This is a genomic window from Zhongshania sp. (genome assembly GCF_029212375.1).
Classification (GTDB): Bacteria; Pseudomonadota; Gammaproteobacteria; order Pseudomonadales; family Spongiibacteraceae; genus Spongiibacter.
The window spans coordinates 14,048-39,749 of record NZ_JARGNU010000011.1 but is presented as its reverse complement, the minus strand read 5'-3'; the positions used below and the strand labels follow the sequence as shown (position 1 = coordinate 39,749).

General features: G+C 51.5%; 20 protein-coding genes. 7 read left to right on the top strand and 13 right to left on the bottom strand.

The features are described 5' to 3' along the window. Positions 1-28: 28 nt before the first annotated feature. The 4 genes from P1U47_RS12180 to P1U47_RS12165 form a co-directional block, all read right to left on the bottom strand. A complete protein-coding gene (locus P1U47_RS12180; RefSeq protein ID WP_301029243.1) occupies positions 29-1,180 on the bottom strand; it encodes a tetratricopeptide repeat protein in 1,152 nt (383 codons plus the stop codon). A 180-nt stretch (positions 1,181-1,360) separates the two neighbouring features. Then, positions 1,361-2,935 (bottom strand): long-chain-fatty-acid--CoA ligase, encoded by a 1,575-nt coding sequence (locus P1U47_RS12175; protein ID WP_301029242.1) that lies wholly within the window; start codon positions 2,933-2,935, stop codon positions 1,361-1,363. Positions 2,936-3,037: 102 nt separating this feature from the next. Beyond that, positions 3,038-3,814 carry an SDR family oxidoreductase gene (locus P1U47_RS12170; RefSeq protein WP_301029241.1) on the bottom strand — a complete coding sequence of 259 codons (777 nt, stop codon included), beginning with the start codon at positions 3,812-3,814 and terminating at the stop codon, positions 3,038-3,040. A gap of 43 nt (positions 3,815-3,857) precedes the next feature. Then, a complete protein-coding gene (locus P1U47_RS12165; protein WP_301029240.1) occupies positions 3,858-5,378 on the bottom strand; it encodes a wax ester/triacylglycerol synthase family O-acyltransferase in 1,521 nt (506 codons plus the stop codon). Between the two features lie 322 nt (positions 5,379-5,700). Here P1U47_RS12165 and P1U47_RS12160 point away from each other — a divergent pair, with 322 nt between their 5' ends. Further along, positions 5,701-6,135, top strand: coding sequence for an OsmC family protein (locus P1U47_RS12160; protein WP_301029239.1), 435 nt, complete (start codon positions 5,701-5,703; stop codon positions 6,133-6,135). A 601-nt stretch (positions 6,136-6,736) separates the two neighbouring features. Here the strand turns inward: P1U47_RS12160 and P1U47_RS12155 are convergent. After that, positions 6,737-6,976, bottom strand: a complete 240-nt coding sequence (locus P1U47_RS12155; protein ID WP_301029238.1) for a hypothetical protein — start codon at positions 6,974-6,976, stop codon at positions 6,737-6,739. Positions 6,977-7,153: 177 nt separating this feature from the next. Here P1U47_RS12155 and parC point away from each other — a divergent pair, with 177 nt between their 5' ends. Further along, positions 7,154-9,412, top strand: coding sequence for a DNA topoisomerase IV subunit A (gene parC / locus P1U47_RS12150; protein ID WP_301029237.1), 2,259 nt, complete (start codon positions 7,154-7,156; stop codon positions 9,410-9,412). Here parC and P1U47_RS12145 read toward each other — a convergent pair. Then, positions 9,409-10,629 carry a hypothetical protein gene (locus tag P1U47_RS12145; RefSeq protein WP_301029236.1) on the bottom strand — a complete coding sequence of 407 codons (1,221 nt, stop codon included), beginning with the start codon at positions 10,627-10,629 and terminating at the stop codon, positions 9,409-9,411. The genes parC and P1U47_RS12145 overlap by 4 nt on opposite strands. Before the next feature lie 119 nt (positions 10,630-10,748). On the opposite strand from P1U47_RS12145, the gene serB reads away from it, so the two are divergent. Further along, positions 10,749-11,960, top strand: coding sequence for a phosphoserine phosphatase SerB (gene serB / locus P1U47_RS12140; protein WP_301029235.1), 1,212 nt, complete (start codon positions 10,749-10,751; stop codon positions 11,958-11,960). A 60-nt stretch (positions 11,961-12,020) separates the two neighbouring features. Here serB and P1U47_RS12135 read toward each other — a convergent pair whose 3' ends face one another. The 3 genes from P1U47_RS12135 to epmB form a co-directional block, all read right to left on the bottom strand. Beyond that, a complete protein-coding gene (locus tag P1U47_RS12135; RefSeq protein WP_301029234.1) occupies positions 12,021-14,027 on the bottom strand; it encodes an EAL domain-containing protein in 2,007 nt (668 codons plus the stop codon). 42 nt (positions 14,028-14,069) lie between these two features. Further along, complete coding sequence (locus P1U47_RS12130; RefSeq protein ID WP_301029233.1) at positions 14,070-15,872, bottom strand: hypothetical protein; 1,803 nt, start codon at positions 15,870-15,872, stop codon at positions 14,070-14,072. 74 nt (positions 15,873-15,946) lie between these two features. Continuing rightward, positions 15,947-16,960, bottom strand: coding sequence for an EF-P beta-lysylation protein EpmB (epmB, locus tag P1U47_RS12125; RefSeq protein ID WP_301029232.1), 1,014 nt, complete (start codon positions 16,958-16,960; stop codon positions 15,947-15,949). A gap of 48 nt (positions 16,961-17,008) precedes the next feature. Here epmB and efp point away from each other — a divergent pair, with 48 nt between their 5' ends. Continuing rightward, complete coding sequence (gene efp, locus P1U47_RS12120; protein WP_301029231.1) at positions 17,009-17,578, top strand: elongation factor P; 570 nt, start codon at positions 17,009-17,011, stop codon at positions 17,576-17,578. Beyond that, on the top strand, positions 17,579-18,532 hold the full coding sequence (gene epmA, locus P1U47_RS12115; RefSeq protein WP_301029230.1) for an EF-P lysine aminoacylase EpmA: 954 nt from the start codon (positions 17,579-17,581) through the stop codon (positions 18,530-18,532). Positions 18,533-18,608: 76 nt separating this feature from the next. On the opposite strand, the gene asd is transcribed toward epmA, so the two are convergent. From asd to rsgA, 3 genes are all read right to left on the bottom strand, one after another. Further along, the gene (gene asd, locus P1U47_RS12110) at positions 18,609-19,460 is read right to left on the bottom strand and encodes an archaetidylserine decarboxylase (protein WP_301029229.1); all 852 of its coding nucleotides are present in this window, start codon (positions 19,458-19,460) and stop codon (positions 18,609-18,611) included. A gap of 24 nt (positions 19,461-19,484) precedes the next feature. Then, a complete protein-coding gene (locus tag P1U47_RS12105) occupies positions 19,485-20,330 on the bottom strand; it encodes a sulfurtransferase (RefSeq protein ID WP_301029227.1) in 846 nt (281 codons plus the stop codon). A gap of 169 nt (positions 20,331-20,499) precedes the next feature. Next, positions 20,500-21,510 (bottom strand): small ribosomal subunit biogenesis GTPase RsgA, encoded by a 1,011-nt coding sequence (gene rsgA / locus P1U47_RS12100; protein ID WP_301029355.1) that lies wholly within the window; start codon positions 21,508-21,510, stop codon positions 20,500-20,502. Positions 21,511-21,690: 180 nt separating this feature from the next. Here rsgA and orn point away from each other — a divergent pair, with 180 nt between their 5' ends. Both orn and P1U47_RS12090 read left to right on the top strand, forming a co-directional pair. After that, positions 21,691-22,236, top strand: coding sequence for an oligoribonuclease (gene orn / locus P1U47_RS12095; protein ID WP_301029226.1), 546 nt, complete (start codon positions 21,691-21,693; stop codon positions 22,234-22,236). 188 nt (positions 22,237-22,424) lie between these two features. Next, a complete protein-coding gene (locus P1U47_RS12090) occupies positions 22,425-24,284 on the top strand; it encodes an autotransporter domain-containing protein (protein WP_301029225.1) in 1,860 nt (619 codons plus the stop codon). A gap of 73 nt (positions 24,285-24,357) precedes the next feature. On the opposite strand, the gene queG is transcribed toward P1U47_RS12090, so the two are convergent. Beyond that, positions 24,358-25,428, bottom strand: a complete 1,071-nt coding sequence (queG, locus tag P1U47_RS12085) for a tRNA epoxyqueuosine(34) reductase QueG (RefSeq protein ID WP_301029224.1) — start codon at positions 25,426-25,428, stop codon at positions 24,358-24,360. Positions 25,429-25,702 lie beyond the last annotated feature (274 nt).

The following is a 25,702-nucleotide window of genomic DNA, read 5'->3' as shown; positions in this document are numbered from 1 at the left end:
GGCGCCTTTAGGGCGCCTTTTTTATGCCTTAATTACTTTTCAATTTTAACCTTGCCGCTTTGGCGGCCTGTTTTTTGGCGCGCTCAACGTCTCCTAGGCGATGTAATACCAATGCAGAAAATTGGTAAAATCGGTATTCATCGCTATCGAGGTCAATGGCCTGATTAATTGATTTGAGTGCGTTGCTGAAATCACCTTGTTCAAAATCCGATTTTGCCTTGCTGTAATGCCAAAATGGGTTTTGCTTGCGAAATACCTCTGATGCTTTTTCAAGCAGTGTTGCCTGGTCGTTTTTTCCAAGGTCGCGATAGAGGCGACTTAAATTGCTAATGGCGACCTGATCGTTTGGGTTGAGTGTTAGGGCTTGACGAAACGCGATGTCGGCGTCATCGTTACGCGCATATCTGCGCAGCAAGGTGCCGAGATTTCCCCAGATATGACCCGCATTGGGGTTTAAATACAGCGCTCGCCGAAAGTAGCGCATGGCTTCATCGTTCTTACCTTGATTCAAAAACTCCGCGCCACGATTGTTGTAGTGTTGTGCTGCGGCTTCTTGTTCGCTAAGGCGTTGCTGGGGGTAGTGGTACTCGTAATTGTCTACGCTTAGGTCGACGACTTCTTGGCCATCGTCGCCAAAGTCGACAAGAACATTGATGTGTTTGTAAAACACCAAGCTGTTGTCGCTAATCATATCCCAACTTGGGGGGATGGTGACTTCGTTGTAGTAGGCGTTTAGGTTGGCCTCTCTGGCGAGGGCAATGAAAAGTGAGCTTAAGGACAGGCAGTTTCCTCGATGAGCATAAAACGTCTCAGTGGCGTTTAAGGTAATGCCTGGATCGTAGCTTAAGCCCAATTGGGAGGGACGTATCATACTGTCGAGTAGATAGCTTAAACGCGCTCGCGGGCTCAGTGCGGCGGGCACGTGTTCTTCGACGAAATAGCGCATGTCTGCGTTAATAGCCAATATGTTTTCTTCTGGGGAAATGTTGATGGTCTGATTATTGTCATTGTTGTCCTCTTGTAATAGCGCCGTGACTTCCGCTGCCGTTGGCGCGGAAATATTGAGGGCAAGCTGCTGCTCGCGCGTATTGGCAGCGCAGCCGATTGTAAGCGTCAGCAGGCTTATGTTAAGTAAACTAAAAAGCGTAAGCGCTGGAGATAGTTTGAATCGCACTGGCATAAATCACATCGGGTTTTATTTTAAGCAGATTTTAGGATGTTTGAGCGTATTTCCCTAACTATAGACTGGAATGGGCGGCTAATGTCTGCTTCTTAAGGTATTTTAACTAATTATTTTTCTGGTTGAGCGTCGGCAATAACGACGTCTGTTGCCGCTACTGCCGATGGGATTGGCTGGGGCTTATATCTTTCTGTCTTGCTGTTCCCAGTAGGGTTGGCGAAGTTGTCGCTTCAGTATCTTGCCCGAGGCGTTGCGAGGTAGCTCCGTGCTGAACACAATCTTCTTGGGGCACTTGTAGGTGGCGATATGTGCCTTGGCGTAGTCAATTAATTCTTGTTCAGTGACTAAGCTATTCTCTTTGCATACCACAACAGCGGTGACGGCCTCGCCCCATTTGTCATCGGGTGTACCTATGACCGCAACATCGGTGATGTCTGGGTGGCTGAAAAGTGCATTTTCAACTTCAATTGGGTAAATGTTTTCACCGCCGCTAATAATCATATCTTTAACTCGGTCAAAAATATAAAGATAGCCGTCTTGGTCTTGATAGCCTGCGTCACCGGTGTGGATGTAACCATTAATCAAGGTTTTTGCGGTGGCGTCGGGGTTTTTCCAATAAGCCAGCATGGTAGCGGGGCTGCGGATTAATATTTCGCCAACCTCACCTTGTGCTACGGCAAGGCCATGCTCGTCGATAATTTTTATTGCTGTATTGGGGGTGGGCAAACCGGCTGATCGCAAGCGCTTGCTACCTTGGATGTGGTCTTCGGGCGGCAAATGTACCACTGTTCCAGAAAGCTCTGTCATGCCGTAATTTTGCACAAAGTTACATTTTATAATGCTTAGGGCGTCGAGTAGCAGTGCTTCGGGCATTGGCGCGGCGCCGTATATGATTTGCCGCAACGATGACCAGTCTGCTGTGGCTGCTTCGGGTAATAGTAAAATGGCGCGCAGGGCGGCGGGAACTAAAAATGTACGGCTAACACCATATTCCGGTACGACGTTGAGAAATTCGGTGGGCGAAAACTCAGGAACAATCACCGCACTGGCCCCGCCGCGCAGTGCCATAAAGGCTAAACCAATGCCGCCTACATGGAAAAATGGCATGGCGAGTAAGCAGACATCGTCAGGCGTTATGTTATTCCACGCCATCTCTGGGTGATTTTGGTAGACCCATGGATCGAAAAAAGCGCGGTGGGGAAGGACCACGCCCTTAGGGTGGCCGGTAGTGCCGCTGGTATACAACTGTAGGGCGGCGTCATCGGCACCGACACTAATATTGGCTTGGCTACGCGAGCTGTTTGCAATCCAATTGGCTAGTGTTGGCCACTCTGGGTGAATCGAGTCTATGACAATAATGTGTTTTAACGTGGGCGTCGCCTGCTTGATTACCGCAGCAGTATTAGTAAAATCGGAGCCAACAAACAAGACCTTCATCTCGCTGTCGTTGCTAATATAGCTTAATTCTTTTGGGTTGAGCCGCCAGTTAAGACCAACAGTTACGGCGCCAATATGTGCGGCGCCGAGTAATAGTTGCAAATAGTGATCCGAGTTTTTGGCTAATATCCCCACTCTGTCGCCTTTGTTAATGCCGGCTGCAAGCAAGGTGTTCGCAATAGCATTGCACTGCTTTTCCAAGTCGCTATAACTGCTGTGGCGGTCTTTAAATATAAGCGCAGGGTGGTTTGCTTGAGTCGTTGCATAGTGACGAATCAGTTCGCCAAAGGTGCGGGATGCTAGGTTGGCACTGGTCATGGAGGGTTCCTGCCACGTGTTTAATCGTTGGTTGTTTAAATAAAAGTTTAGTGGCGCACCGCGATGTCGCGGCGAACCTCAGAGTATAAAATGCCGCACTACTTAAATGGGTGATTCCACCAGACCGCCGTCTACTGTAATACTTGTGCCATTCATATACGCCCCTGCGCTATTACTGGCGAGCAGCAGTAAGGGCACGGTAAGGTCATCCATGTTGCCCAACCGCCGCGCAGGAAAGCCTTTGATATAGCGCTGGCCTGATTCGGACGAAAAATAATCGTCATTAATTTCCGTTAAGAACCACCCCGGACACAGGGCATTAACTCTAATGTTATCTCTGCAGAGCTCCATGGCCATGGATTTTGTTAATTGCACTACCCCTGCCTTGGAAACATTGTAGGCAACTTTCATTACCCCAGTATGCTGCCCGTAAATAGAACCAATATTGATAATGCTGCCTTTGGTGCCGGCCTCGACCATTTGTAGCGCTGCCGCGCGTGCCACTCGCCAAGCGCCGCTGAGATTGGTTTCCATTACCCAGCTCCAATCTTGCTCATTGGTATCGAGAAATTTCTTTGGCTCGTCGGCAACCCCCGCATTGTTGATGAGAATATCGAGGCCGCCGTATTCTTCTTTGATAATGGCAAAGGCCTTAGTTACGCTGTCGCTATTGGCAACATCCATTGTTACCGCGTAGGCGCTGCCGCCGTTGGCGCGAATGTTCTCTACAGCGTTGCCGAGTTTGTCGGCACGGCGGGCGGCGAGAATAACGGTGACACCTTCGCTAGCCAATACATTGGCGAAATGAACGCCGAGCCCGCTTGAAGCGCCGGTAATAAGACAAATTTTGCCTTTGAGGTTGAAATAATTGCTGGCCAAAATAGAATCCTTATTGAATAGTTGTGTGAGTCAGTTGATGTCGTTAGGTCTTGGAAACAACTTTCCTCGCCCTCGGTTTGCTTGGTGCTGTTGTCTTGTTTGCCGTTCTGCTACGGCTAGTTTTAGCGCTCGCTAATTGCGCGTTGTGATCTAGCGTTTTGGCCGCATTGAGTAAGTCACGAAACGCGGTGTTGATACACTGATGATAAAAGTCGGGGTCTGGCAGCATCTCTCTGCAACAAATAAACGTCAGTGAAACGCTGCCAAAATAGCTGTTCACGGTGTGGAATAATCCAGCGCCATCAAGCGGCGCACCGGCCCCTAACCAGAGCATGGCTTTGGCGCCGCACATATACATCGGAAAGGCAGGGCCGGGCACATTGGTGACAATCGTGTGTAAGACGGGTGCTTTGCTGCTTAAACCGGTACTGGCCGCCACCCGCATTCCCAGTGAGGCGAGTCCAGAGGGAATCGAGTTTACAATGGTCGAGATTCGCTCAACGCCAATCGCATTTGCATACGCTTTGCTGGCCATAGCATCGCTATGAATTAATTTTAGGCGCTCTATAGGGTCGGCGATATCGGTGCGTAAATGTAAGCGCATACCGGCAACTTCATTGCCACCCTCTGCGTTGGCATTGGTTTCGGTACGGGTGCTAATGGGGACGCCAGCGACTAGGGAGTTTGTTGGTAGCTCATTTTTTGATTCAAGATAGCTGCGCATTGCACCGCCGACGATACTGAGTAATACGTCATTTAGGGTGCACTCGCCTACGGTGTTTTTAATATATTTTAGCTCTTGTAAATCCATCCGCAGGCCGCCAAAAACGCGGTGGGGCGTAACGGCATTGTTGAAGCGAGTGCGGTCTTTAACGCTGTGACTGGTGAATGCTTTTCCGCCATAGCCTTTGTGCTCTTCTTTGCGTGATTTAAATGCGTGCTTAATGGCTTTGCTGAGTTTTCTGGGCGATTTAAAAACATTGAAATACGCGTTTTTTAATAGCGCGAATTGGCTAGGGTCGTCCTCGCCCCGCCACTGGTCGGGCTCGCTGATGATTACATTGTCGGGGCCGAGGTCGTGTAGGGCTTCTATAATCTGATTGCCCGTTGCGCCATCAATCGCGCTATGATGAATCTTTAGGTACATTGCAAAACAGCCAGAGGGCAAACCGGTGATATTGTCTAAGCCCTCAATAATATAGGCCTCCCATGGTGGGCGATTTAAATCGAGAGGACGGCTGTGCAAGCGGGCGAGCAAAATACAAAACTGGCGCCAGTCACCGGGCTGGGGAAGCGCGATATGGCGAACATGAAATTCAAGGTCGAAGTTTTTGTCCTCTACCCAATACGGACTATCTAAATTAAACGGCACCCGCACAAGCTTGCGACGAAACACCGGTGATTTATGAATGCGCTCGTTGAATTTAGCCAAAATGTCTTTGTAGCGAACAATGCCATCGGGGGCACTGCTGGGGTCGTAAATGAGAATGGGGCTGATATGAAGCGGTGTGGAGTTACTTTCGTTGTAGACAAAAATGGAATCAAACTGAGACAATTGCTTCATAAAATTTTCCTTGTTTAAACACGCTTGTCTTTCACCTGAATTTTACTAACCGTTTTAATATTCGGTATCGGTTGTAGGTCCAGCGAGTGGTCTATCATCATGTACTCCTAGGGTACGAGTAAATAATGATGTTCGTGTTGGGGTAGTTTTGCTGACTCCAGTGTGCGTGAGCCTAGGGTCTAAAATCAACCGAGATCTAAGTGTATTAGTCCTATTTAAGCTTAAATTTTATTCATTCTTGGGAGCATTAATCATCGCGGTATAGGCTGAATAAATCTCTCTTATTTTGATGTATATGAACTGGTTATATAAGGATGCCGTTATGCATGATTTACCCCATTTTTATTCCGTTATGGTTGATGCGACTGCGCAGAATACGCTGCGTTGCAATGCCGAGAATTTGCCAGAGCTAGTGGTTGCCGCGCCAGCACAGTTTGACGGCCCTGGTGATCAGTGGTCGCCTGAACAATTGTTAATGGCCGCTGCTGCCAATTGTTTTGTATTGTCCTTTCGCACCGTGGCAGAGATTGCCAAGTTGGAGTGGGAGTCTATTCAATGCCATACAGAAGGCGAGTTAGATAAAGTGGCACGAACTATGCTTTTCACTAAAATTAATACCAAGGTAAAGTTACAGCTAAAAGACGTCGCCAGTAAAGATAAGGCAGAGACCTTGCTTAAAAAGGCGGAGATGATTTGTCTGGTCAGCAACTCTCTTTCAGCAGAAAAACATTTGGAAATCGAGATTGTCGGTAGTTAGCACGGCGATAGCGTCGGTGTGCGTGAATGAGGCGAGGGCTATTTTTTGCTGAGAACGGGGCTAGCGTTAAGAGATTATTTTGTTAACGCAAAAGGCGGTACGGTTATTTTATGGTGCTATTTGATTTGGTACCTGAGTAACGTGTATTTTTGTTTTGACGCGTCACCAAAAATTTGGGTAAACGCCCTCGGTATAAGTGCGATCATTGGCTTGGGTTTGATACTCAGTGTTGGTGGTAGCGCGGACCCTTGGCAAAATTTTAGGCTATTTCTTATGCCTTTTTGTGTGTCCAGTTTTTCGGCGCTGATAAAAGGCCGAGATTACCTGTTTGTTTTTTCGCCAGAGCCAAGGGAATTGCTGACCGCTATTGGTTGTTGCCTAGTATTTGTAGGGCTGATTATGTTGCTTAAGTATTGCTGTCGGCCCGCGGAGATCGCTCCCGAGTCATCGGAGAAATAAGCAGAGGTCGTTGAAGTGTGCTAATTGAGCGATTTTGGTGAACTGTGGTCGTTGGCGGCGTATATGCTGCCGCCAACGGTTTCGCGGTACCGCTATAGCGCAAAGGCTATGATTAGCCCTTGCTAGTGTTTGATCTGGCCTATTAACTGATTTCGTCGCTAATCATAGCAAGCCAGTTTTGGGCCTCGTCAATGCCCTCTACGGCCTTAACCACGCAGGCAATACCTAATAAATGCTCTTTAAGCAGGGTTCGCATGGGCAGATCGAGTTCCTGAGCCTGTTCCTGTAGAAACAGAAAGGCCTGTGCGCTAATGTCGTCAATGTGCATCTGCTGCGTATTTTGACGATATTCTGCTAATCTAACTACTTTTTGGGCGGCCATCTCAGATCTCCTTTGATCAACTTGGGATCAGTATAGGAGGGGGCGTGGTAACAAACCCTTCGTAATTACCCGTAGCCGCGATAGTGTTTATTAGTAGTCGCGGGCACTGCGTCGCTAACGCAGCGTAATTCCGCTAGTCTTTAGACTATTACAGAAATAAGGATTGAATATCTCCGTATGTCAGAAACTATTGTGATTGGCGCCGATGGCGTCGAACAAATGCCCTTGAAGAGCTACACCGAGAAGGCTTATTTGGACTATTCCATGTACGTTATTCTCGACCGCGCGCTGCCGAATATAGCCGATGGCTTAAAGCCGGTGCAGCGGCGGATTGTGTACGCCATGAGCGAGCTGGGTTTAAAAGCCAACGCCAAGTACAAAAAGTCGGCGCGTACCGTTGGCGACGTTATCGGTAAATTTCACCCACATGGCGACAGCGCGGTTTACGAGGCCATGGTGCTGATGTCGCAGGACTTCTCATACCGCTACCCACTCATTGACGGCCAGGGCAACTGGGGTTCGCCGGATGATCCAAAATCCTTCGCGGCGATGCGTTATACCGAGTCTAAACTGACCAAATACGCCGAAGTGCTGCTAAGCGAACTGGGCCAAGGCACGGTGGATTGGGTGCCGAATTTTGATGGCGCCATGGACGAGCCCTCTACCATGCCGGCGCGGGTGCCCAATATACTGCTCAATGGCACCACCGGTATCGCCGTGGGCATGGCCACCGATATTCCGCCGCACAATTTGCGCGAGGTCGTTAGTGCCTGTATTCATTTGTTGGATGCGCCGAATGCCTCGGTGGCAGAACTTTGCGAGCATGTAAAAGGCCCAGATTTCCCGACCGATGCGGAAATAATTACGCCGCCGGAAGACTTGCGCAAAATTTACGAAACCGGCCGCGGCTCACTGCGGATGCGAGCCTTGTGGCTGCAAGAGGGTGACGATATTGTTATTACCTCGCTGCCTCACCAAACCTCGGGTTCCAAGGTGCTGGAGCAAATCGCCCAGCAGATGCAGGCCAAGAAGCTGCCTATGGTAGTGGATTTGCGGGACGAATCAGATCACGAAAACCCCACGCGCTTGGTGATTATTCCCCGCTCAAATCGGGTGGATGCGCAGGCGGTGATGAATCATTTGTTCGCCACCACCGATCTGGAGCGCAGCTACCGAGTTAATATGAATATGATCGGCCTCGATGGTCGGCCACAGGTGAAAAGCCTCGATCGAATCCTTAACGAATGGCTGGAAATTCGTACCAACACGACCCGTCGACGCCTTGAATTTCGCTTGGACAAGGTGCTGCGGCGCCTGCATATTCTCGACGCCTTATTAATTGCCTTTCTTAATATTGACGAAGTGATTGCGATTATTCGCCAAGAGGAACAGCCCAAGCCCGTATTAATGGCGCGCTTTGATTTGACCGATACCCAAGCGGAAGCGGTTTTAGAGTTGAAGTTGCGGCAATTGGCCAAACTCGAAGAAATGAAGATTCGGGGCGAGCAAGACGAGCTGGCCAAAGAGCGCGATTCACTGGAGCAAACCCTCGGCTCTAGCCGCCGCATGAAAACCTTGGTGCGCAAAGAGCTGCTGGCCGTGGCCGAAGAGTTTGGCGACGAGCGGCGCTCACCCTTGGTGGTACGCAGCGAGGCCAAGGCGTTTTTGGAGGAGGATATTGTCGCCGCCGAGCCAGTAACGGTCATTTTGTCGGAAATGGGCTGGATTCGTGCGGGTAAAGGTCACGATATTGACCCTGTGAGCTTGAGTTACAAATCGGGTGACCGCTATAACTTAGTGGCGCGGGGCAAAAGTAATCAACCGGTGATTATTCTCGACAGTACCGGCCGCAGCTATACCGTGGCGGCGCATACTTTGCCTTCTGCGCGGGGGCAGGGCGAACCGCTAACTGGGCGAATTAACCCTCCATCGGGGGTTAGCTTTACGGGCATGATGATGGGCAGTGACGAAGGCCATTATTTATTGGCCTCGGATGCCGGCTATGGCTTTATCGCCAAATTGGCCGAGTTACAGAGCAAAAACAAGGCCGGTAAAGCCGCCTTAACGTTGCCAAATGGCGCTAAAGTGTTGGCGCCAATCGCGATTGCCAATCTAGAAAATAGCTATGTGGTGGCGGTGACAACTGAAGGCCGGATGTTGATTTTCCCCGCCGCTGAGTTGCCTGTTATGCCCCGCGGTAAGGGTAATAAAATGATCGGTATTCCCTCGGCGCGACTGGCAAGCCGCGAAGAGTACGTCACTGCAATTGCGGTGTTTGGCGAGCGCGACGTGTTGAAAGTTATTTCGGGTAAGCGCCACTTGTCACTGAAGTTTGCCGAGCTTGAACACTATGTGGGTGAACGCGGTCGCCGCGGTCACAAGCTGCCACGCGGCTTCCAGAAAGTGGACGCCATAGAAACCGTCAGCCCTGTTTAATCAGGGCTGTCGGTTTGCTCTTCTTGCTGCCGTAAGCTGTCTTGCTTGAAGGACTCAAGACTCAGCTTTTTAAGCTGAGTCTGCTGACGCTCTAGTAAGTCGTTATACGGCGATTTCATGCCGATGACTTGATTGCCGCGAAAGTCCCCCCACGCCTCAATTCGTTCGTGTTCGCGACTGTTTGTGTCTAGCCATGTGCCCTTGCCCTCAGCGGTGGCGCGGTGTAGTTGATCTATTGCCGCGCACTCCATTGCCGCGCACTCCCAGTGATCGCCTTCACCAAAAATATGGGCTATGCCAGCGCGGCTGCGCAGGATTTTGTCCAGTTTTTGAAATAATTCGGCGCAGCATAACGCGCGGAACAGGGGGTGGTCGGTGTCGGCAATCTCAAAAAAGCGCAGACTAATGGCGTTGTGGCGGTGGACTACGATGTCGGCATGGTAGAGCCTAGCGATGGCCTCGCCACGCGCGTAGCTGGTGCGCAGATGCTCGCGGAAACTGTCGGGGGCCATTTGCGCGTGTAGCGAGTCGTAAGCCTGCCAGTGGCAGTGCAGCACGTAATAGTCTTTAAAGCGGTTTTTGCCGAGTTGGCTCAGGCGTATTTGGGGGTTGTGAATTTCTTCGAGGAGCCGGCCTAAACTGTCGCTGCCGCGATATTGGCATTCATCATCGCGCAGAGGTTGTGCGAGTCTGGCCCGTGCTAGCTCCAATAGCTCTTCGACGCGACGCATGGGTACGGCAATAACAGCGTAGCTAAAGCAGGCGAGCAGGCCGGTAAGAATTAGCAAGGTCTTGCCTAGGTCGCGAATCTCGTCGCCAATCAGTTCGCGGCTCAAGGACAGTTTGACCAGTCCTAGGCGGCCATCTGCCGCTACCTGCGCTTCGTAATTGAGGTTTTCGGCGCGCCAGTGACCGGCTTCGGCCACGGCTTCTTCCCGCGCGTTGGCAATGCTGCCGTAAACGATCAGCGGGCTGTTGATATAGTCCTGCAAAATTGCTTGTAGGCTGACCTTGTCGTTGCGTAACAAGGCTTGTTGGCTTTGGGAGGCCAGCTGATTAGTCCATTGTTGGCCAATCATGCGGGTGGTTTCCAGCAGTATTTGTTTGCTGGCGGTCATGCTGGTGAGCAATAGCGTGAGTCCAGCAATCGCACAGATTAGGGCGGTAATCAGTCCGCACTTGGCAGACAAGGGGAGCTTTAGAAGCAGCTTCAGCATTTGCTAACATTCCATCCGGAATTAGAGGTTTTATTTGAGTTGCGAGTATATCAAGGCTCGCAGCACTTGGGTGGAATCACATCAACCGCTACAATACGCCGATTATCGTAGGGGGTGGTGTGAACGAAATCATATTGATCAATATTGCCGGAGATGATCGTCCGGGCGTGACCAGTAGCATTACCGGCATTTTAGCTGACCACGGGGTGAATATCCTCGATATTGGTCAAGCGGTGATACACGATAATTTATCGTTGGGCTTATTGGTAGAGGTGCCAGCCAGTGCCGAGGCGGCGAGTATTCTCAAAGATATTCTGTTTCGCACCCACGAAATGCAAATGCAGGTACGATTCTTACCGGTCAGCCCCGAGAGTTACAATCAATGGGTAACAGGGCAGGGTAAGCAACGCCATATCGTAACCTTGTTGGCGCGCAAAATCACCGGCCGTCACATAGCAAGCGTTACTGATATTGTGTCGCGCTACGCGCTCAATATCGACCGTATCGATCGGCTGTCGGGGCGTGTGCCTCTCGAGGGCGTGGCTCAGCAGTCCAAGGCCTGCGTGGAGCTGTCGGTGCGGGGCAATTTGCTAGATGCCTCAGATTTTCGCCGCGAGTTACTGCATTTGGCCAGTGAGCTAGATATTGATATTGCCTATCAAGAAGACAATATGTTCCGCCGTACTCGGCGCTTAGTTGCCTTCGACATGGATTCGACCTTGATCGAGGCCGAAGTTATCGATGAGTTAGCCAAGGCTGCTGGTGTAGGTGAGCAGGTCGCTGAAATTACCGAGCGTGCGATGCGTGGTGAAATTGATTTTACCGAAAGCTTTAAGGCGCGGGTTGCACTGCTTAAAGGTTTGGATGAATCGGTGCTGGAAGGCATTGCCGAAAACCTGCGTATTACCGAGGGCGCCGAACGCTTAGTGTCAACTCTGAAACAATTGGGGTATAAAACCGCGATTTTGTCGGGGGGCTTCACTTATTTTGGCCATTACCTACAGAAAAAGCTCGGAATCGATTATGTGTATGCCAATGAACTGGTGATTCGCAATGGACGAGTGACCGGCGAGGTGCAGGGTGTTGTGGTTGATGGTCAGCGCAAAGCGGAGTTACTGCGTGAAATTGCGCAGCGCGAAGGCTTGAATCTGGAGCAGGTTATTGCAGTAGGCGATGGTGCTAACGATCTTCCTATGCTGAGCATTGCTGGTTTGGGTATTGCGTTTCGGGCTAAGCCCATTGTGCGGGAGAATGCAAAGCAGTCGATCTCAACCTTGGGGTTGGACGGTATCCTCTATTTATTGGGAATTAGTGATCGTCTGACTGGGTGATGTTTCGCGCTCGTGGGCCGCATTTTACAATAGACCTGCGAGTGTTTTTACATTAGTGCGCTAGTTAAATGCCGCGAATTCGTAGCTCATACTTGGCATCGGCTCGTTCACATAGCTGCCCTGAATAAAGTCGGGGCCCAGTTGCCACAGCATGGCGAGGGTGGCCGCGCTGCCAACATTGGGAATCAGCACTCGGCTCTTCAGTATTCTGGCTTGCTCAACAATCGCCCTAATCTCTTCATTACTCGGGGTGTCGGTTTTTCTGAAACCGGGTTTTACGAGGTGGGGCTGAATGTGAGATAGGAATTTATTGCCTTTCTTGGCGCGGCCGAAATTGCGTACGCTAAGCGCAGAACCCATTTTTTGCAGCTGCTGAGCAAAATTTAGTGCCGGTTTCAATGCGTTGGCAATGCTCTCTTCATTAAATTGCAGTATGACCGATGAGGGTGGTAGCCCCGCAGCTTTAAAGGCAACGCTTAGCCATGAGCAAAATTCGGGGTCGTGAAACACATTGCCGCTAAGGTTAATAATTAGCTTTAGGTCTTGCCCCGTTTGGCGCTCCTTTGCCAGCTGCTTGGTCGCTTCCACCACAATCCAGTGGTCGAGTTTATTGTTTTCTGGCTCTTGCTCTATAACTCTAAGCAATTCTCCGGCGGTGACTTCGCCCTCTACCCAGTTTTTTATCTCTAGGGAGGCTTCGTAGTGGTCGCCGTCGGCATCGCCAAGATTGATCATGGGCTGGAACTGCAGTGTGAGACGACTGTTGGCCATGGCTGAACTGAATGCCGAGGTCATCGATTCGCGGTCGCCTAGTTGCTGGCGCTCGTAATGGGTGATTGCCGCATTATTGCCACCGCTAATAAAAATTTTCTCCACCGCATGAAAACTAGTGTCTAAAAGCAAACCGGCACGGGGTGGGGTGAGGTGATTGATGGGTGTAATGGCAACGCTAACGGAACATTGCAGGGACTTTTTTTTGACTTCAAAAATGTCGTTTTCAATCGCTTTACATAGCTCAAACCCCATTTCCAGCGCAGCGTCACTGCTAACATGGTGGCTGATGGCAGCAATCATATCGTCGGCCACTCGGCCGTAATGCTGAGCGGGCATGATGTGGCGTACGTGTTTACTAAGGGCTGCCAGTAAGATCTCAACATCCATCAAGCTGGAGTTTTGGCGTAGCTTGCTAAAGTGATCAATCGACAGCAGTAATAAGGAAGAGTCGCTATTGCGCTCGCTCTCGATGAATTCTTGCAGGATTTCCTGAAAGCGGTATTTACTGGCCATTTGGGTGCTGAGATCCAGGCCGCCAACCTGATGATTGCTTTCGTCATCGTGCAAGGTGAGCTGCACACAGGCTTCGTCGTCGTAGGTAGCACTATTGCAGGTAATGAGGGTTTTATACTCACTTGCATCACTGTGGGCGAAGCAAATCTCTAGACGCTGTTGTTCTTTGTGGAGTAGCTGCTTTTTTAGGGCATTTTTAAAGCGGTCCTGATCTTTGTTGGTAATAAGATCAACAATAGGGAAACCGTCTAAATCTTGCCTGCCCATACGTTCGCAAAAGGCTGGATTGGCATAAATCACCATGCCGTCGGTGATGTAAGCGAGCGGGTCTTGGTGGTCGCTAAGCAGCAGCGCGTTGCGCTGTTCGGCTTCACCGAGGGCCGTTTCACAGGCTTTTAATTTGCGGCGAATGACTAAGCCGCGTTGTTCGCGCAATGCGGCGCTTACCAGCTGTGGAATATTGTATTTACTAATGATGTCGACTACGGCAGCGTCGGGCAGGTTTAAGGGGTCGCCTTCGCCCATATAAATGATCGGAACATCCGCCTGATGTTTGCGCAGTAAATGACCACAGCGGTTTATGTCTAGCTGCGCACGTTCGGCGTCAAAAATGAGTACGTCCCAGCTTTTGCCTGTAACTGCTTTGCTCAACTGCTCACCGGTTTCCAGTGATTGGGTATGAGCAACCCTTCCTGCGCGACGACAGCAGGTAATTATTTGTTCGGCATCATTGTCTGCAAGGCAAAACAGCAGGATATTGATGGCGGTGTCGTTACTCATAGAGGCTCATTAAGGTGGCGGCGGTGAGAGTGTGTGCGTACCTTACAGTATTTCCCAAAGCTGATTGAAGTCGCCTTTATTGGTTTTGTCTACGTCCGGCACATCATTAAATGCGGGGCGTGAAATGTCTTGGAATGTAAATAATTTAAAGGCATTGGAGTGTTCAATTTTTTCGTCTAATTTAACCCGCATTGCATGTCCAGGTCGCACTAATTCGACTGTCTGGCCTTCTGCGAAGCCAGTAACACTCGATAGCAATAATAGCGGACCTTTTGCCAATTGACCGCCAGGCAGTAGCATGGCGCGTTGATAATCTTGAACAGCCAGTCCGGAACTGACTAAGCGCACACTATAAGGCGTTGCGGTAGAGGCGATGGTCTCGATGCCAATTTGATGAATGTCATCGCTGCGCAACCAGCGCACTACCGCAATACGCCAACCTTCGTGGTCGCTGGCCTTAATACCAATTAATTCTCCGGTGCGGATTCTGGCTTGCGCGGATTCCGGCCATTCCAGCCGGTAACCTGCGCTACTGGTGTCGAGAATCCGTGAACGTAGATATTGATAGCTAGTATCGGGCGCTGGGCTGGCGCTGCCGTTTGAGGGCAGGCTATAGCTGATGGTCTCGATATGGTGGGGTTGGTGCTCAAAGTCGATATCTAGGTGTTCTTTGGTATTGTTGTCAACGTCGCGGGTGTCTAAGCCACCGCTGCCACTCCATGGATCATTGAGTTTTTTACCTTGTTTTAGATACGGGTCGGGGCGTGACTCGGCTTGATCGCGATCTATTTTAAACTGCTCAAAGTCGACTTGGTTGGCCACATAGTAATGAGTGGCATTCATACCAAGGGTAATAAGCACGGGGTCGTCGCAAGGAACACGTTCAGCGGCCCGCGCGGTGGCGGCACTCCATGCAATAGAAAGGTGGTCTACGACGGTTTTTGGCAGGGTGGTGACATGGTCGGTTTTGCGAACTGACGGATTGCGCGAGAGCGCGCCGCCTTGGGCCAAGATGAGCTTGGTGTCGATACCCAGCCAACCAGGTGCGGGCGCGCGCGCTATCAGTTCGCGGTACACCGGTTGATTGTCTTCATCGGGATTGAGTAGGAATACACAGCTCTCTAAGCGATCGCTGCGCAAGTCAATGAATGCAGTCCAAAAATTGAGCTCTTTGAAAATATCTTCAATATGGCGTTGGGGCAGTTGGTGCGTGCGGCTGCAAGCCATCATTAACGACCGTAAATAGGCCTGAACTACTGCCCCGTCGCCGTGAACGGCATCGCTCACCTTGATTTTGAAGAGTTTCATAACACTGGCGCAGCGGTAAATACGATGCAGGTTTAGCCAAAAACCGCTGTGACAGTTGCGGTAAAGTTGGTAGCTGCGCAGCAAGATGCAGCTGTACTCGGTCAGCGCTCGGTGCAGGCAGCTAGCCATTGCTTCTTTGGGGCGAAGTAGCCGGTTTTCAGATTCAAAACTCTGAAATGCTTGGCAATACCCTGTCGCCAACTGGGTGTTAAGGGTGTCGGCGAGTAATACTATTTTTTGGGTTTTGTCGGGCAAAATAATGGGTTTGTTTAAATAGTGCTGGGCAAGCCCTTTGGTGACGTAGTGCACTTGGGGGCGGATTTTTTCAAGGATTTCATAGCGATCTTTAGCTTTACACGAGACGTGACTAAGCTCTGACAGCGCTTGAAACAGCTGGCGGGTAGATTCGCCGAGATTTGCGAGCGGTAGGCTGCTTAACCAAGTGTTTACCGCGTTGGCATTTAGTGCAAACAGGCTGTGGGTGTCGCGATTGTACTTGGGTAGGGTCACAGCGAGTTTTGAGCTACTATTCATCATATCCTGATCTTTTCCGCAGTCTCAAATCACATATATTAAGTTTGTGTATTAAGTCTATGTTTTTACGCGTTAATTCATAATAGCGCAAGTGGTCGTTTGCTGCTTGCGTGGGGATCTTCCCTCACTAAGCGGGGCACTAAATAACCTGGTAAGCCCGCCAGAACCTCACGCATTAGGGTTTTTGCATGGTGTTCGCTCACATCGAAGTGGCTTGCCCCCCTGACCTTATCCAGTACATGTAAATAATAGGGCATAACGCCAACGTCAAACAGTCGACGGCTTAACGTAATGAGAATATCGGCATTATCATTAATCCCTTTAAGCAAAACACTTTGATTTAACAGTGTTATTCCTGCTTTTTGCAGCGTACTAAGGGCGGTGCTGGTTGCACCGTCAATTTCATTGGCGTGATTGCAGTGAATCACCATGACGGTGTGCAGGCGATTATTGCATAGTGTTGAAATTAGCTCTGGGGTGACCCGCGCGGGTAATACGAGTGGCAGCCGTGTGTGCAGGCGCAGGGTGCCGACATGGGGTATGTCGGCAATGCGGCTGATTAATTTGTGTAAATAATCATCGTTCGCGGCGAGGGGGTCGCCGCCACTGAGAATAACTTCGTTGATCTCGGGGTGCGCGGCAATATAGTCGAGCGCCTGCTGCCAATCTCGTTGGCTGGGATTGTTGTCGCCGTAGGGGAAGTTGCGGCGAAAGCAGTAGCGGCAGTGAATGGCGCAGGCGGGGCTGGTAATGAGTAGTACGCGGCCGTGATATTTGTGGATTAAGCCAGGCACGGGGTTAGCATCTAGCTCGGCAAGGGGGTCGTCAATAAATCCGGCTTGGGGTGTCATTTCCTGCGCTTGTGGCAATACTTGCAGTAACAGCGGGTCGTTCCAGTCACCAGTTTGCATCTTGGCAATAAAGGCTTCGGTGACTCTCAGCGGGAATTGTGCGAGTGCTGCGGCAAGATCGGGGCGGTCGGCAATGTCTAAGCCAAGGCGGCTAAAAAGCTGCTCTGGATCGCGAATCATCTGCTGCATTTGCCGTTGCCAGCTTTCAGTCTGCCAAATTGCGGTGATAAGGGGTATCATTGTTGCCTTTTTAATCTACGGTTTTCAACATAGCCGCTGAGGAGAATCATGGCCAATTATTCAACTAACGAATTTCGTAACGGGCTTAAAGTTATGCTCGATGGCGAGCCCTGTTCTATTCTAGATAATGAATTTGTTAAACCCGGTAAAGGTCAGGCCTTTAACCGAGTGCGTCTGCGCAATCTCAATTCTGGTCGAGTGTGGGAGCGCACCTTTAAGTCTGGCGAATCACTGGAAGGCGCCGACGTTATTGACCAAAGTATGGAGTATCTCTATAACGACGGCGAATTTTACCACTTTATGGATCCAGAATCCTTTGAACAGGTTCAAGCCGACACTAAAGCGGTTGGCGATGCCTCTCAGTGGTTAAAAGAGCAAGATGTGTGCACAGTGACTTTGTATAACGGCGCACCGCTTTCGGTTACCCCGCCTAATTTTGTTGAGTTGCCCATCGTTGAGACCGATCCCGGTGTGAAGGGTGATACTGCGCAAGGCGGTACTAAGCCCGCTTACCTGAGTACCGGCGCAGTGGTAAAAGTGCCTTTATTCCTCAGCGAAGGCGAAGTGATCAAGGTCGATACCCGCACTGGTGAATATCAGAACCGAGTTAAAAGCTAAATGAGCCAGTGGCGGCCCACTGCCGATTTTACGGCCTTGGGCCGTCGCGCCCAGCTTCTTAGTCAAATTCGCGGTTTTTTTGCGGCGCGCGGGGTGTTGGAAGTTGAGACCCCGCTGCTCGCCTCTGCGCCCGTTACTGATCCCAATATAGAAGCTGTTTCTGCCCAATCACCGTCCGGTGAGGGGCAGATGTATTTGCAAACTTCCCCTGAATTTGCCATGAAGCGTTTGGTGGCGGCCGGTAGTGGACCAATTTATCAGATTTGCAAAGCGTTTCGACGCGGTGAGCGGGGGCGGCGTCACAATCCAGAGTTTACTATGCTCGAGTGGTATCGCCCGAACATGAGCCTTGATGCCTTGATTAACGAGGTCGTGGCGGTCGTTGCGTTGGCCGTCGGCGATGCGGATGTTGTGCAGATGACGTATCAGCAGGTGTTTGAGCTGCATTGCGGATTAAACCCCCATGCGGCTAGTCTAGATCAGCTAAAAGTTTGTGCAATGGAGCATCTGGATCTCAGCTTTGACAGCGGCGATCGCGACCTGTGGTTACAGCTGCTGATGTCGTCGGTAGTTGAGCCCGCATTGAATCCTAAGCAAATCAGTATTGTTTATGACTTTCCCGAAACGCAGGCGGCCCTGGCAAAAATAGCTGTGAATGGCGATGGTCAGCGCGTAGCACGTCGTTTTGAGGCTTTTTACGCGGGGATGGAGTTAGCCAATGGCTATGATGAGCTGCGCGATGCCGGCGAACTGGTGCGGCGCATTAGTGACGATCATTCCCGCCGCGCCGCAGCGGGACAAGACTTGCCGCCGGTAGATCGCTATTTACTCAAGGCAATGGCGAAAATGCCGGAGTGCAGCGGTGTGGCGATTGGTTTTGATCGGCTGGCAATGATTGCCTGCGGTGCTGAGAGAATAGATGAGGTGATCGCGTTCCCGCTTGAGAGAGTGTGATCTTTGCTCGGGAGACGCATTACGGGAGGTGCAAGGGCCTGAATACAGTTTTGTCTCCCGTTCAGCGTTTTCCGAATTACTTGAGGGTGCCCAAAGTCTCTCCCAATCGGGTAGGTGTTGTCGCTGCAAATTTCTCCGCCCACTGCGCGCGGTCTTTGCCAAACAACACAATGGCGGTGGAGCCGAGTTTGAAGCGGCCCATTTCGGCGCCTTTCTCTAAATGAATCTCTCTTGCGCCTTTGCGGTAGTCGGTGGTTTTAATGCCGCTGGGTGGCGGTGCAATTTGCCCGTCCCAAACGGTTTCAATTCCCGCCACGATCATGGCGCCAACTAAGATAACCGCCATTGGCCCAGCTTCGGTCTCAAACAAGCACACTGCGCGCTCGTTGCGGGCGAACAAGGCCTGCACATTTTCCGCGGTGGTGGTATTTACCGAAAATAGCGCGCCGGGAATATAGCTCATAGATTGCAGGGTGCCCGCGAGCGGCATATGCACGCGGTGATAGTCGCGCGGTGACAAATACACCGTGGCAAAGCTGCCGCCTTCAAATAACGCGGCAGACTCGCGATCGCCGCCGAGTAATTGCAGCAGGCTGTAATCTTGGCCTTTGGCCTGGAAGATTCGCCCATCAATGATCTGGCCCAGTTGGCTGATAGCGCCGTCGGCGGGGCAGGCAATGTCTTGGGGTGCTGCCGCAATAGGCCGCGCGCCCTCTTTTAATGCTCGCGTAAAAAAGGCGTTGAAATTGCTGTAATTGCGGTAGTCGGGGTCAGCGGCCTCGCTCATGTCGACCTTGTACTGACGAATAAAGCGGCTAATCAACATATCCTTTAGCCAAGGTATTTGAGTTTCTGCTAATTTGCCAACAAGCCGAGACAGCAGGTGCTGGGGTAGCAGGTACTGCAAAATAATAAACGCGATGTTCACTGAGCCTTCCTTCTGGGTGGCGTTTTAGGGTTGCTGAGCGCTGGGTTGCGGGCGGTCGCCGATTTCAATTGGGGTGTCGTCGCGATTTCCCCATTCGCCCCATGAGCCGTGATAGCCCTTGATATGAGGGTAGCCAAGAATCTTCATCACTAAGTAACTGAGGCCAGAGCGGTGGTGGGTTTGGCAGTGGGTGATAATGGTTTTGTCGGCGCTGAGGCCGAGTATATCGAGCTTGGCCTGCACTGCCTTCAGGTCTTTCAGGCGCATGTGATTGTCGCGATCGATCAGTTCTAGCCAATCGAGATTGATTGCGCCGGGTATATGTCCGCCGCGCTGTGCCAGAACTTTTTCGCCGCGATATTCCTCTGGAGAGCGAGCGTCCCAGATTGCCAGCTGGCCGTTGTCGAGCAGGCTGATAAAATCCTCAATCTCGGCAATCGGGGCGCTGTCGAGGATAATGTCAATTTCGCTTGGTGGTGGCAAATTAGCCACTTCTTCGCTGGGGTGGCCGCCACTGAGCCAGGCCTGCAAGCCGCCGTTTAAATAGGAATAATTGCGGTGACCAATTACGTCTAAGGTCCAGATTAGTCGCCCAGCCCAGCCGCCGCCCTCATCGTCATAGACAATAACGTGCTTGCCTGGCGTTAGGCCAACTCGTGAAAATAACGCCTGTAACTGCTCGACGGAGGGCAGCTTGCCCGCGGCCGGCTTTATGCCGCACTGCAGCTCTGCTGGCGCAATGTGAACGGCGCCGGGCACGTGGTGCTTGGCGTAATTGTCGGCGCTGCTGGTATCTAAGATAAGCAGATTGGGCTCGTGGAGTGAGTCGGCGAGTTGGGTCGCCTCTATAACTAATGGCCAGTCTTTCATAATAAGTAATGTGTTCGCTGATTTTTGGTGAATTGTAGCAGTACAGGCCAGTGTGATGTGATTTAAATGGCCCGTTTCCGCCGGCGGTAGTGTGATGCAAAACGCCGAGTCTTAAAATTACGACACTGTATATACGATTTTACTCACAGGAGCGACTAGTGGCGGTAAATTATTGCGCGCCGAGGCTGTCAATAATTTGCCGATAACTGGCCATGCGCTCGGGGCGAATTTTATCCTCGGCCTCCGCGGCAAGCAGTGCGCAGCGCGGTTCGTGCTCGTGTTTGCAATCCCGAAAACGGCACAGACCCAAGAACGGTCTGAACTCGATAAAACCCGCCAATACTTTTTCGCGATCCATATTCCACAGCGCAAATTCCCTGATGCCGGGTGAGTCGATAAGGCTGCCGCCATCGGGGAAATGGTAAAGTCTGGCAGTCGTGGTGGTGTGCCGGCCCTTAGCTGTGGCTTCAGACAGCGCGCCAATACGGGTGTCGGTGCCAGGCAGTAAGCTGTTAACCAGCGAGGATTTGCCCACCCCAGATTGGCCAACGAACACGCTGATATGCTCGCGTAGAGTGGCTTTCAGCTCGTCGAGTCCGTGCTCAGATTCCGTCGAGGCGCGAGTGACTGGATAGCCAATTTCTTCGTACCGAGCGAGCATGGAGTTAAGGTAGTCGCTGTTCTCTTCGTTAACTAAGTCAGTTTTATTGAGTAGTAAGATCGGGCGAATGCCTATGGCCTCGGAGGCCACCAAGTAGCGGTCAATAAGATTGGCGTGGGCGCGGGGTTCGGGGGCAATTACAATCACGATATGATCGATATTGGCAGCGACTGGTTTGAGCTTGCCGTGATTGTCGGGCCGTTGCAATAGGCTGCGGCGCTCGTTGCAGGCGACCACGACGCCGGTGGGCTTGCCCTCGTGCCATGTAACGCGGTCGCCGGTGACTAAACCCTCAACCTGTGCTCGCACATGGCAGCGCTGGCGCTGGCCGCCGTCACCCTCGACCTCGACCTGCTGGCCAAAATGGCTAACGATCAGGCCACTTTGCTCTGGGCCAAGCTCGCCCTCGTTTAGGGCTTGGTCGGCACGGCTGTCGCGTTTGCTTGCGCGCTCGGTGCGTTCGGCCTGAACTTTTTCTATCCGCCAGCGTTGCTGGCGGCTGAGTTTGCGTTTGGTCATAGACACGTCATTCGCCGGAGAAGCGTCATCTTAACCCATGAGCTGATATAATCGACACTGTGGCGTGATAGACGCAGCGTGTTTCGCCATCATTTCTAGTTTTGCACAGCCTTAAGCGCAGACGCGGCGCGGTTTGGATGGCATTCAATACACCCATTTTTATATAGCAGAGGCATCAGCATGGCTAAAGCACAGAATCTAATTTGGATTGATCTGGAAATGACTGGCTTAGACACCCTCAATGATCACATTATTGAAATTGCCACCGTGGTCACCGACAGCGATCTCAATGTGTTGGCCGAGGGTCCAGTACTGGCGATTCATCAGCCCGATGAGGTGCTCGCGGCAATGGATGAATGGAACACGCGCCAGCACGGCGAGTCGGGCTTGGTTAAACGGGTGCAAGACACCTGCATTACCGCGCTAGAGGCCGAGCGCCTGACCCTCGCCTTTCTTGATAAACACGTCGAGAAGGGTGCTTCGCCAATGTGCGGCAATAGCATCTGCCAAGATCGGCGCTTTATGGCCAGAGAAATGCCCGAGCTAGAAGCCTTCTTTCATTACCGCAATCTCGACGTTAGCAGCGTGAAAGAATTGGCGCGGCGCTGGCGTCCGGAGTTGATGAAGGGCTTAAAGAAGTCTGGCGCGCATCTGGCCTTAGACGATATCCGCGACTCGATTGCCGAGCTCCAATATTACCGCGAACATTTTATTCGTATGTCCTAAGAGTTTTAGGTTGGCTGTGGGCCCTTGTTGGTATAAACCCCTATTGTTGTCACTGATAACATAGGGTCTTCTTGTTGTTTTTATAATGTAGTTGCACGTTTGTTCGTTGGGCATTTTGCGAAGTTTTATGCCGCACTAGCGAAAACAGATATATCAACTATCTTGTAAACAATGAAGGGGAAACCAATATGAAAAAACTGACCGCACTCTGCGCAGCAAGCCTGCTGTGTTGTACCCAAGTTTCAGCGCAAAGCTACTTTGACGAATTGCTAATTTTCGGCGACAGCCTGATGGACTCTGGTAATTTAGGTTTGCGTTTTACCAACCGCGTCGGCGACGGCAGCGGTAATTTTTCAACGGGTGCCTACGCCGAAATTGCACCGCAGCACTTGGGTAAGGCGCTGGGTTTGGCAACTAATTCGGCGGTCGGCGGCGGCACTAGCTATGCGGTTGGAGGCTATGAAACAGCGGATATTCTCAATTCAATTAACGGCACTGGTTTAGCACTTCCCGCCGGTGGGGCTGTGGCGAGAGCGGCTTATTTAACCGAATTTCCTCGGATTAACCCCAATGCCTTGATCTTGATTGACGGCGGCGGCAACGATTTCCTCAACGGCACTGCGAATAGTCAGGCGACCATTATTGCATCGGCACAAACCTTGGTGGGTGCGGTGAAGGCGCTGAGTAATGCTGGCGGCCGTTATATTATGCTCAGTAACTTGCCCGATCTCGGTAAAACCGCTGCCGCGCAGGCGCAGAACTTCTTAACACCAGGTTATGCCGCTGCGGTGTCTACTGGCGCTGCTGGTTTTAACCAAGCGGTGCAAACCTACGCGAATTTAAGCGGCGCCAATATTATTCCGGTTGATCTTGCTGGTTTGATTGCCTATGTGTCGAATAATGCCGAGGCCTACGGCTTTGCCAACGGAAGCAATGCGGCTTTCGGTCCGCTGGCGAATTTTGACCAGCGCTATATGTGTTTTGATGACGGCCCAAGCAATAATGCCTGCATTGAACATCCTGTTTACGGCATCAGTCAGCCAACGGCAGACCCCAGCAAATTGCTATTTAACGATGGCGTGCACCCAACGGCAAAACTTGGCGAAATTACCGGTGATTATTTGATTGACGTAGTAACGGCGCCTCAGGTTGTTGGTCAGGTGCCTAGCTTGGGCTTGGGTATTGCGCGCACTCAGCAGCAAAGCTTGGTTCAGGTAATGCGCGAAAATCGCTGGTTAGCTGACGGTGATCGCCTGTTTATTAGCGCCAGCGGCGCAACAGGTGATGAACCAACGGGCGGTGATCAGGAGTCTAAACATTTAACCTTGGGTCTTAGTCGCGCGGTGTCACCAGGCTTGAGTTTGGGGGCGGCGATCAGTATGGCCGATCATGAGTTAAATACCGATGGCAGTGAAATTGCGGCGACCAGTGTTGGTTTCAGTGGCTTGGTCAATTACCGCGAGGATCGCTGGCTTGCTGAAGGCAGTGTTGGTCTGAATGTGGTGGACTACAGCGACATTGATCGTAAATTTAGCCTTGGTAGTCAGAATTTGACGGCTGCTGGCGGGGCGGATGGTCACGGCTGGCATTTAGATGGCCAGCTCGCCTATAACATGCTGTCTTCGCAAACCGTAAGTTTGGCGCCGGCGCTTGGCTTGCGCTGGTTAAATAGCAAGGTGGACGGCTATACCGAATCTGGTGGTGCGGTGTCTAATTACCAGTGGGGTGAGCAGAGCCGTGCAAGCCGCCAATTCCGTCTTGGTATGCTTGCCAATGCGGCGCTGAGCGAGAACTTTAGTTTGTATGCCGAAGCCTTTGCGGTCTCTGAAGAAGAGGATGCGAACGAGACTATTGAAATTCGTAATACTAATCTTGGCTATACCAGCTATCGTCTGCCGAGCTACCAAAACGACGGTGACAGCTTTGCTGATGTAAGCTTGGGCGCGGCGCTGAGTGTGGATAAAGCGAGGGTGGCGCTGAACCTGAATTACAATGATGAGGGCGAAGGGCGTGAGAGTGTGATGTTGAATTATTCGCGGCCTTTTTAAGAGCCGCTAAACGCTTGATGGGAGGCGGAAGGCGCTAAGAAAGCTCCGCCGTCTGATGAAATAGCAGCGCTGATTATGGCGCTGCTTTTTCCTTTAATTGTTCCAATGCCCAATCGATATGCTCAAGCGCGATGCTCTCGGCATTTGATCTCTGTTGCTCAAGGGCGTTAATTGCAGCCTTGCTAGCAGGAGCGTTTCCTAAGCCTACCGCTAGGTTACGCAGCCAGCGCTGGTAACCAATACGGCGAATGGCGGAGCCTTCGGTGTTTTTTAAGAAGGTTTTCTCATCCCATAAAAACAGTTCAATTAAGTCGCTATTGTCCAGCTGGTGGCGGGGCGAAAAATCCTTTTCGGCGGTGTTTTGCGCAAATTTATTCCACGGGCATACCAGCTGGCAGTCGTCGCAGCCAAATACTCTGTTGCCCATCAGTGGTCGCAGCTCCACCGGAATACTGGTTTTCAATTCAATTGTTAAGTAAGAAATGCAGCGCCTAGCATCAACTTGGTAGGGCGCCACAATGGCGCCGGTAGGACAGTCGTCTAGGCAGGCGCGGCAACTGCCGCAATGTCCGGTTTCTTGGGGCGGATCGATGGGTAGCGGCAGATCAGTATAAATTTCGCCTAAGAAAAACCATGACCCAGCTTTGCTATTGATCAGCATGCTGTTTTTGCCAATCCAACCCAGGCCCGCTTGCTCGGCAAAGCCCCGCTCCAAAACGGGGGCGCTGTCGACAAAGGCGCGGTGCTGCCCGCCAGCGATGCCGCTAATTTTTTCGGCGAGTTGGCTCAGGCGTTTGCGAATGAGCTTGTGGTAGTCGCGGCCCAGCGCGTAGCGGGAGATATAGGCCTTGTCTGGCTTGCCGAGTACTGTGTTCATATTCTCGGCGTTGGGCAGGTAATCCATGCGGGCGCTAATCACCCTTATAGTCCCCGTGTGTAGCTCGGCGGGTGCGGCGCGCAGGCCCTCGCGCTCGGCCATATAAGTCATGTCGCCATGATATTGTTTGTCGAGCCACTCCCGCAGGCGCTGGGCATGGGCCTCATTGCTGGCGGGGCTAATACCAATATGGGCAAAACCGAACTCGCGGCCCCAGTCTTTAATTTGTTGTGCTAGTAGGTCGAGTTCGGAGGAGGTTTGGGTCATTAGATTGCCAGTGCTTGCTTGCGCGCTACGGTAGACAGGTATTTTACACATTTGGGAAGTCGCCGTATGTTGCCGGCATTTTTAGGTGCGTAAAACTATGGTAGTCGGTGGAATTTAGAATGCCGCCGGCCTCGTCTGCGAACTAGAATCAATAGTCGCGGTCAATGGGGCGCGGGTTTTGGATTCATTGAAAACCGTGAACCTTCGCCAAGGAGCGGGGCTTTCATTCGTGGTCCTACGGGGACGTTGGATCTATGTGTTAGAACGTGCCGCC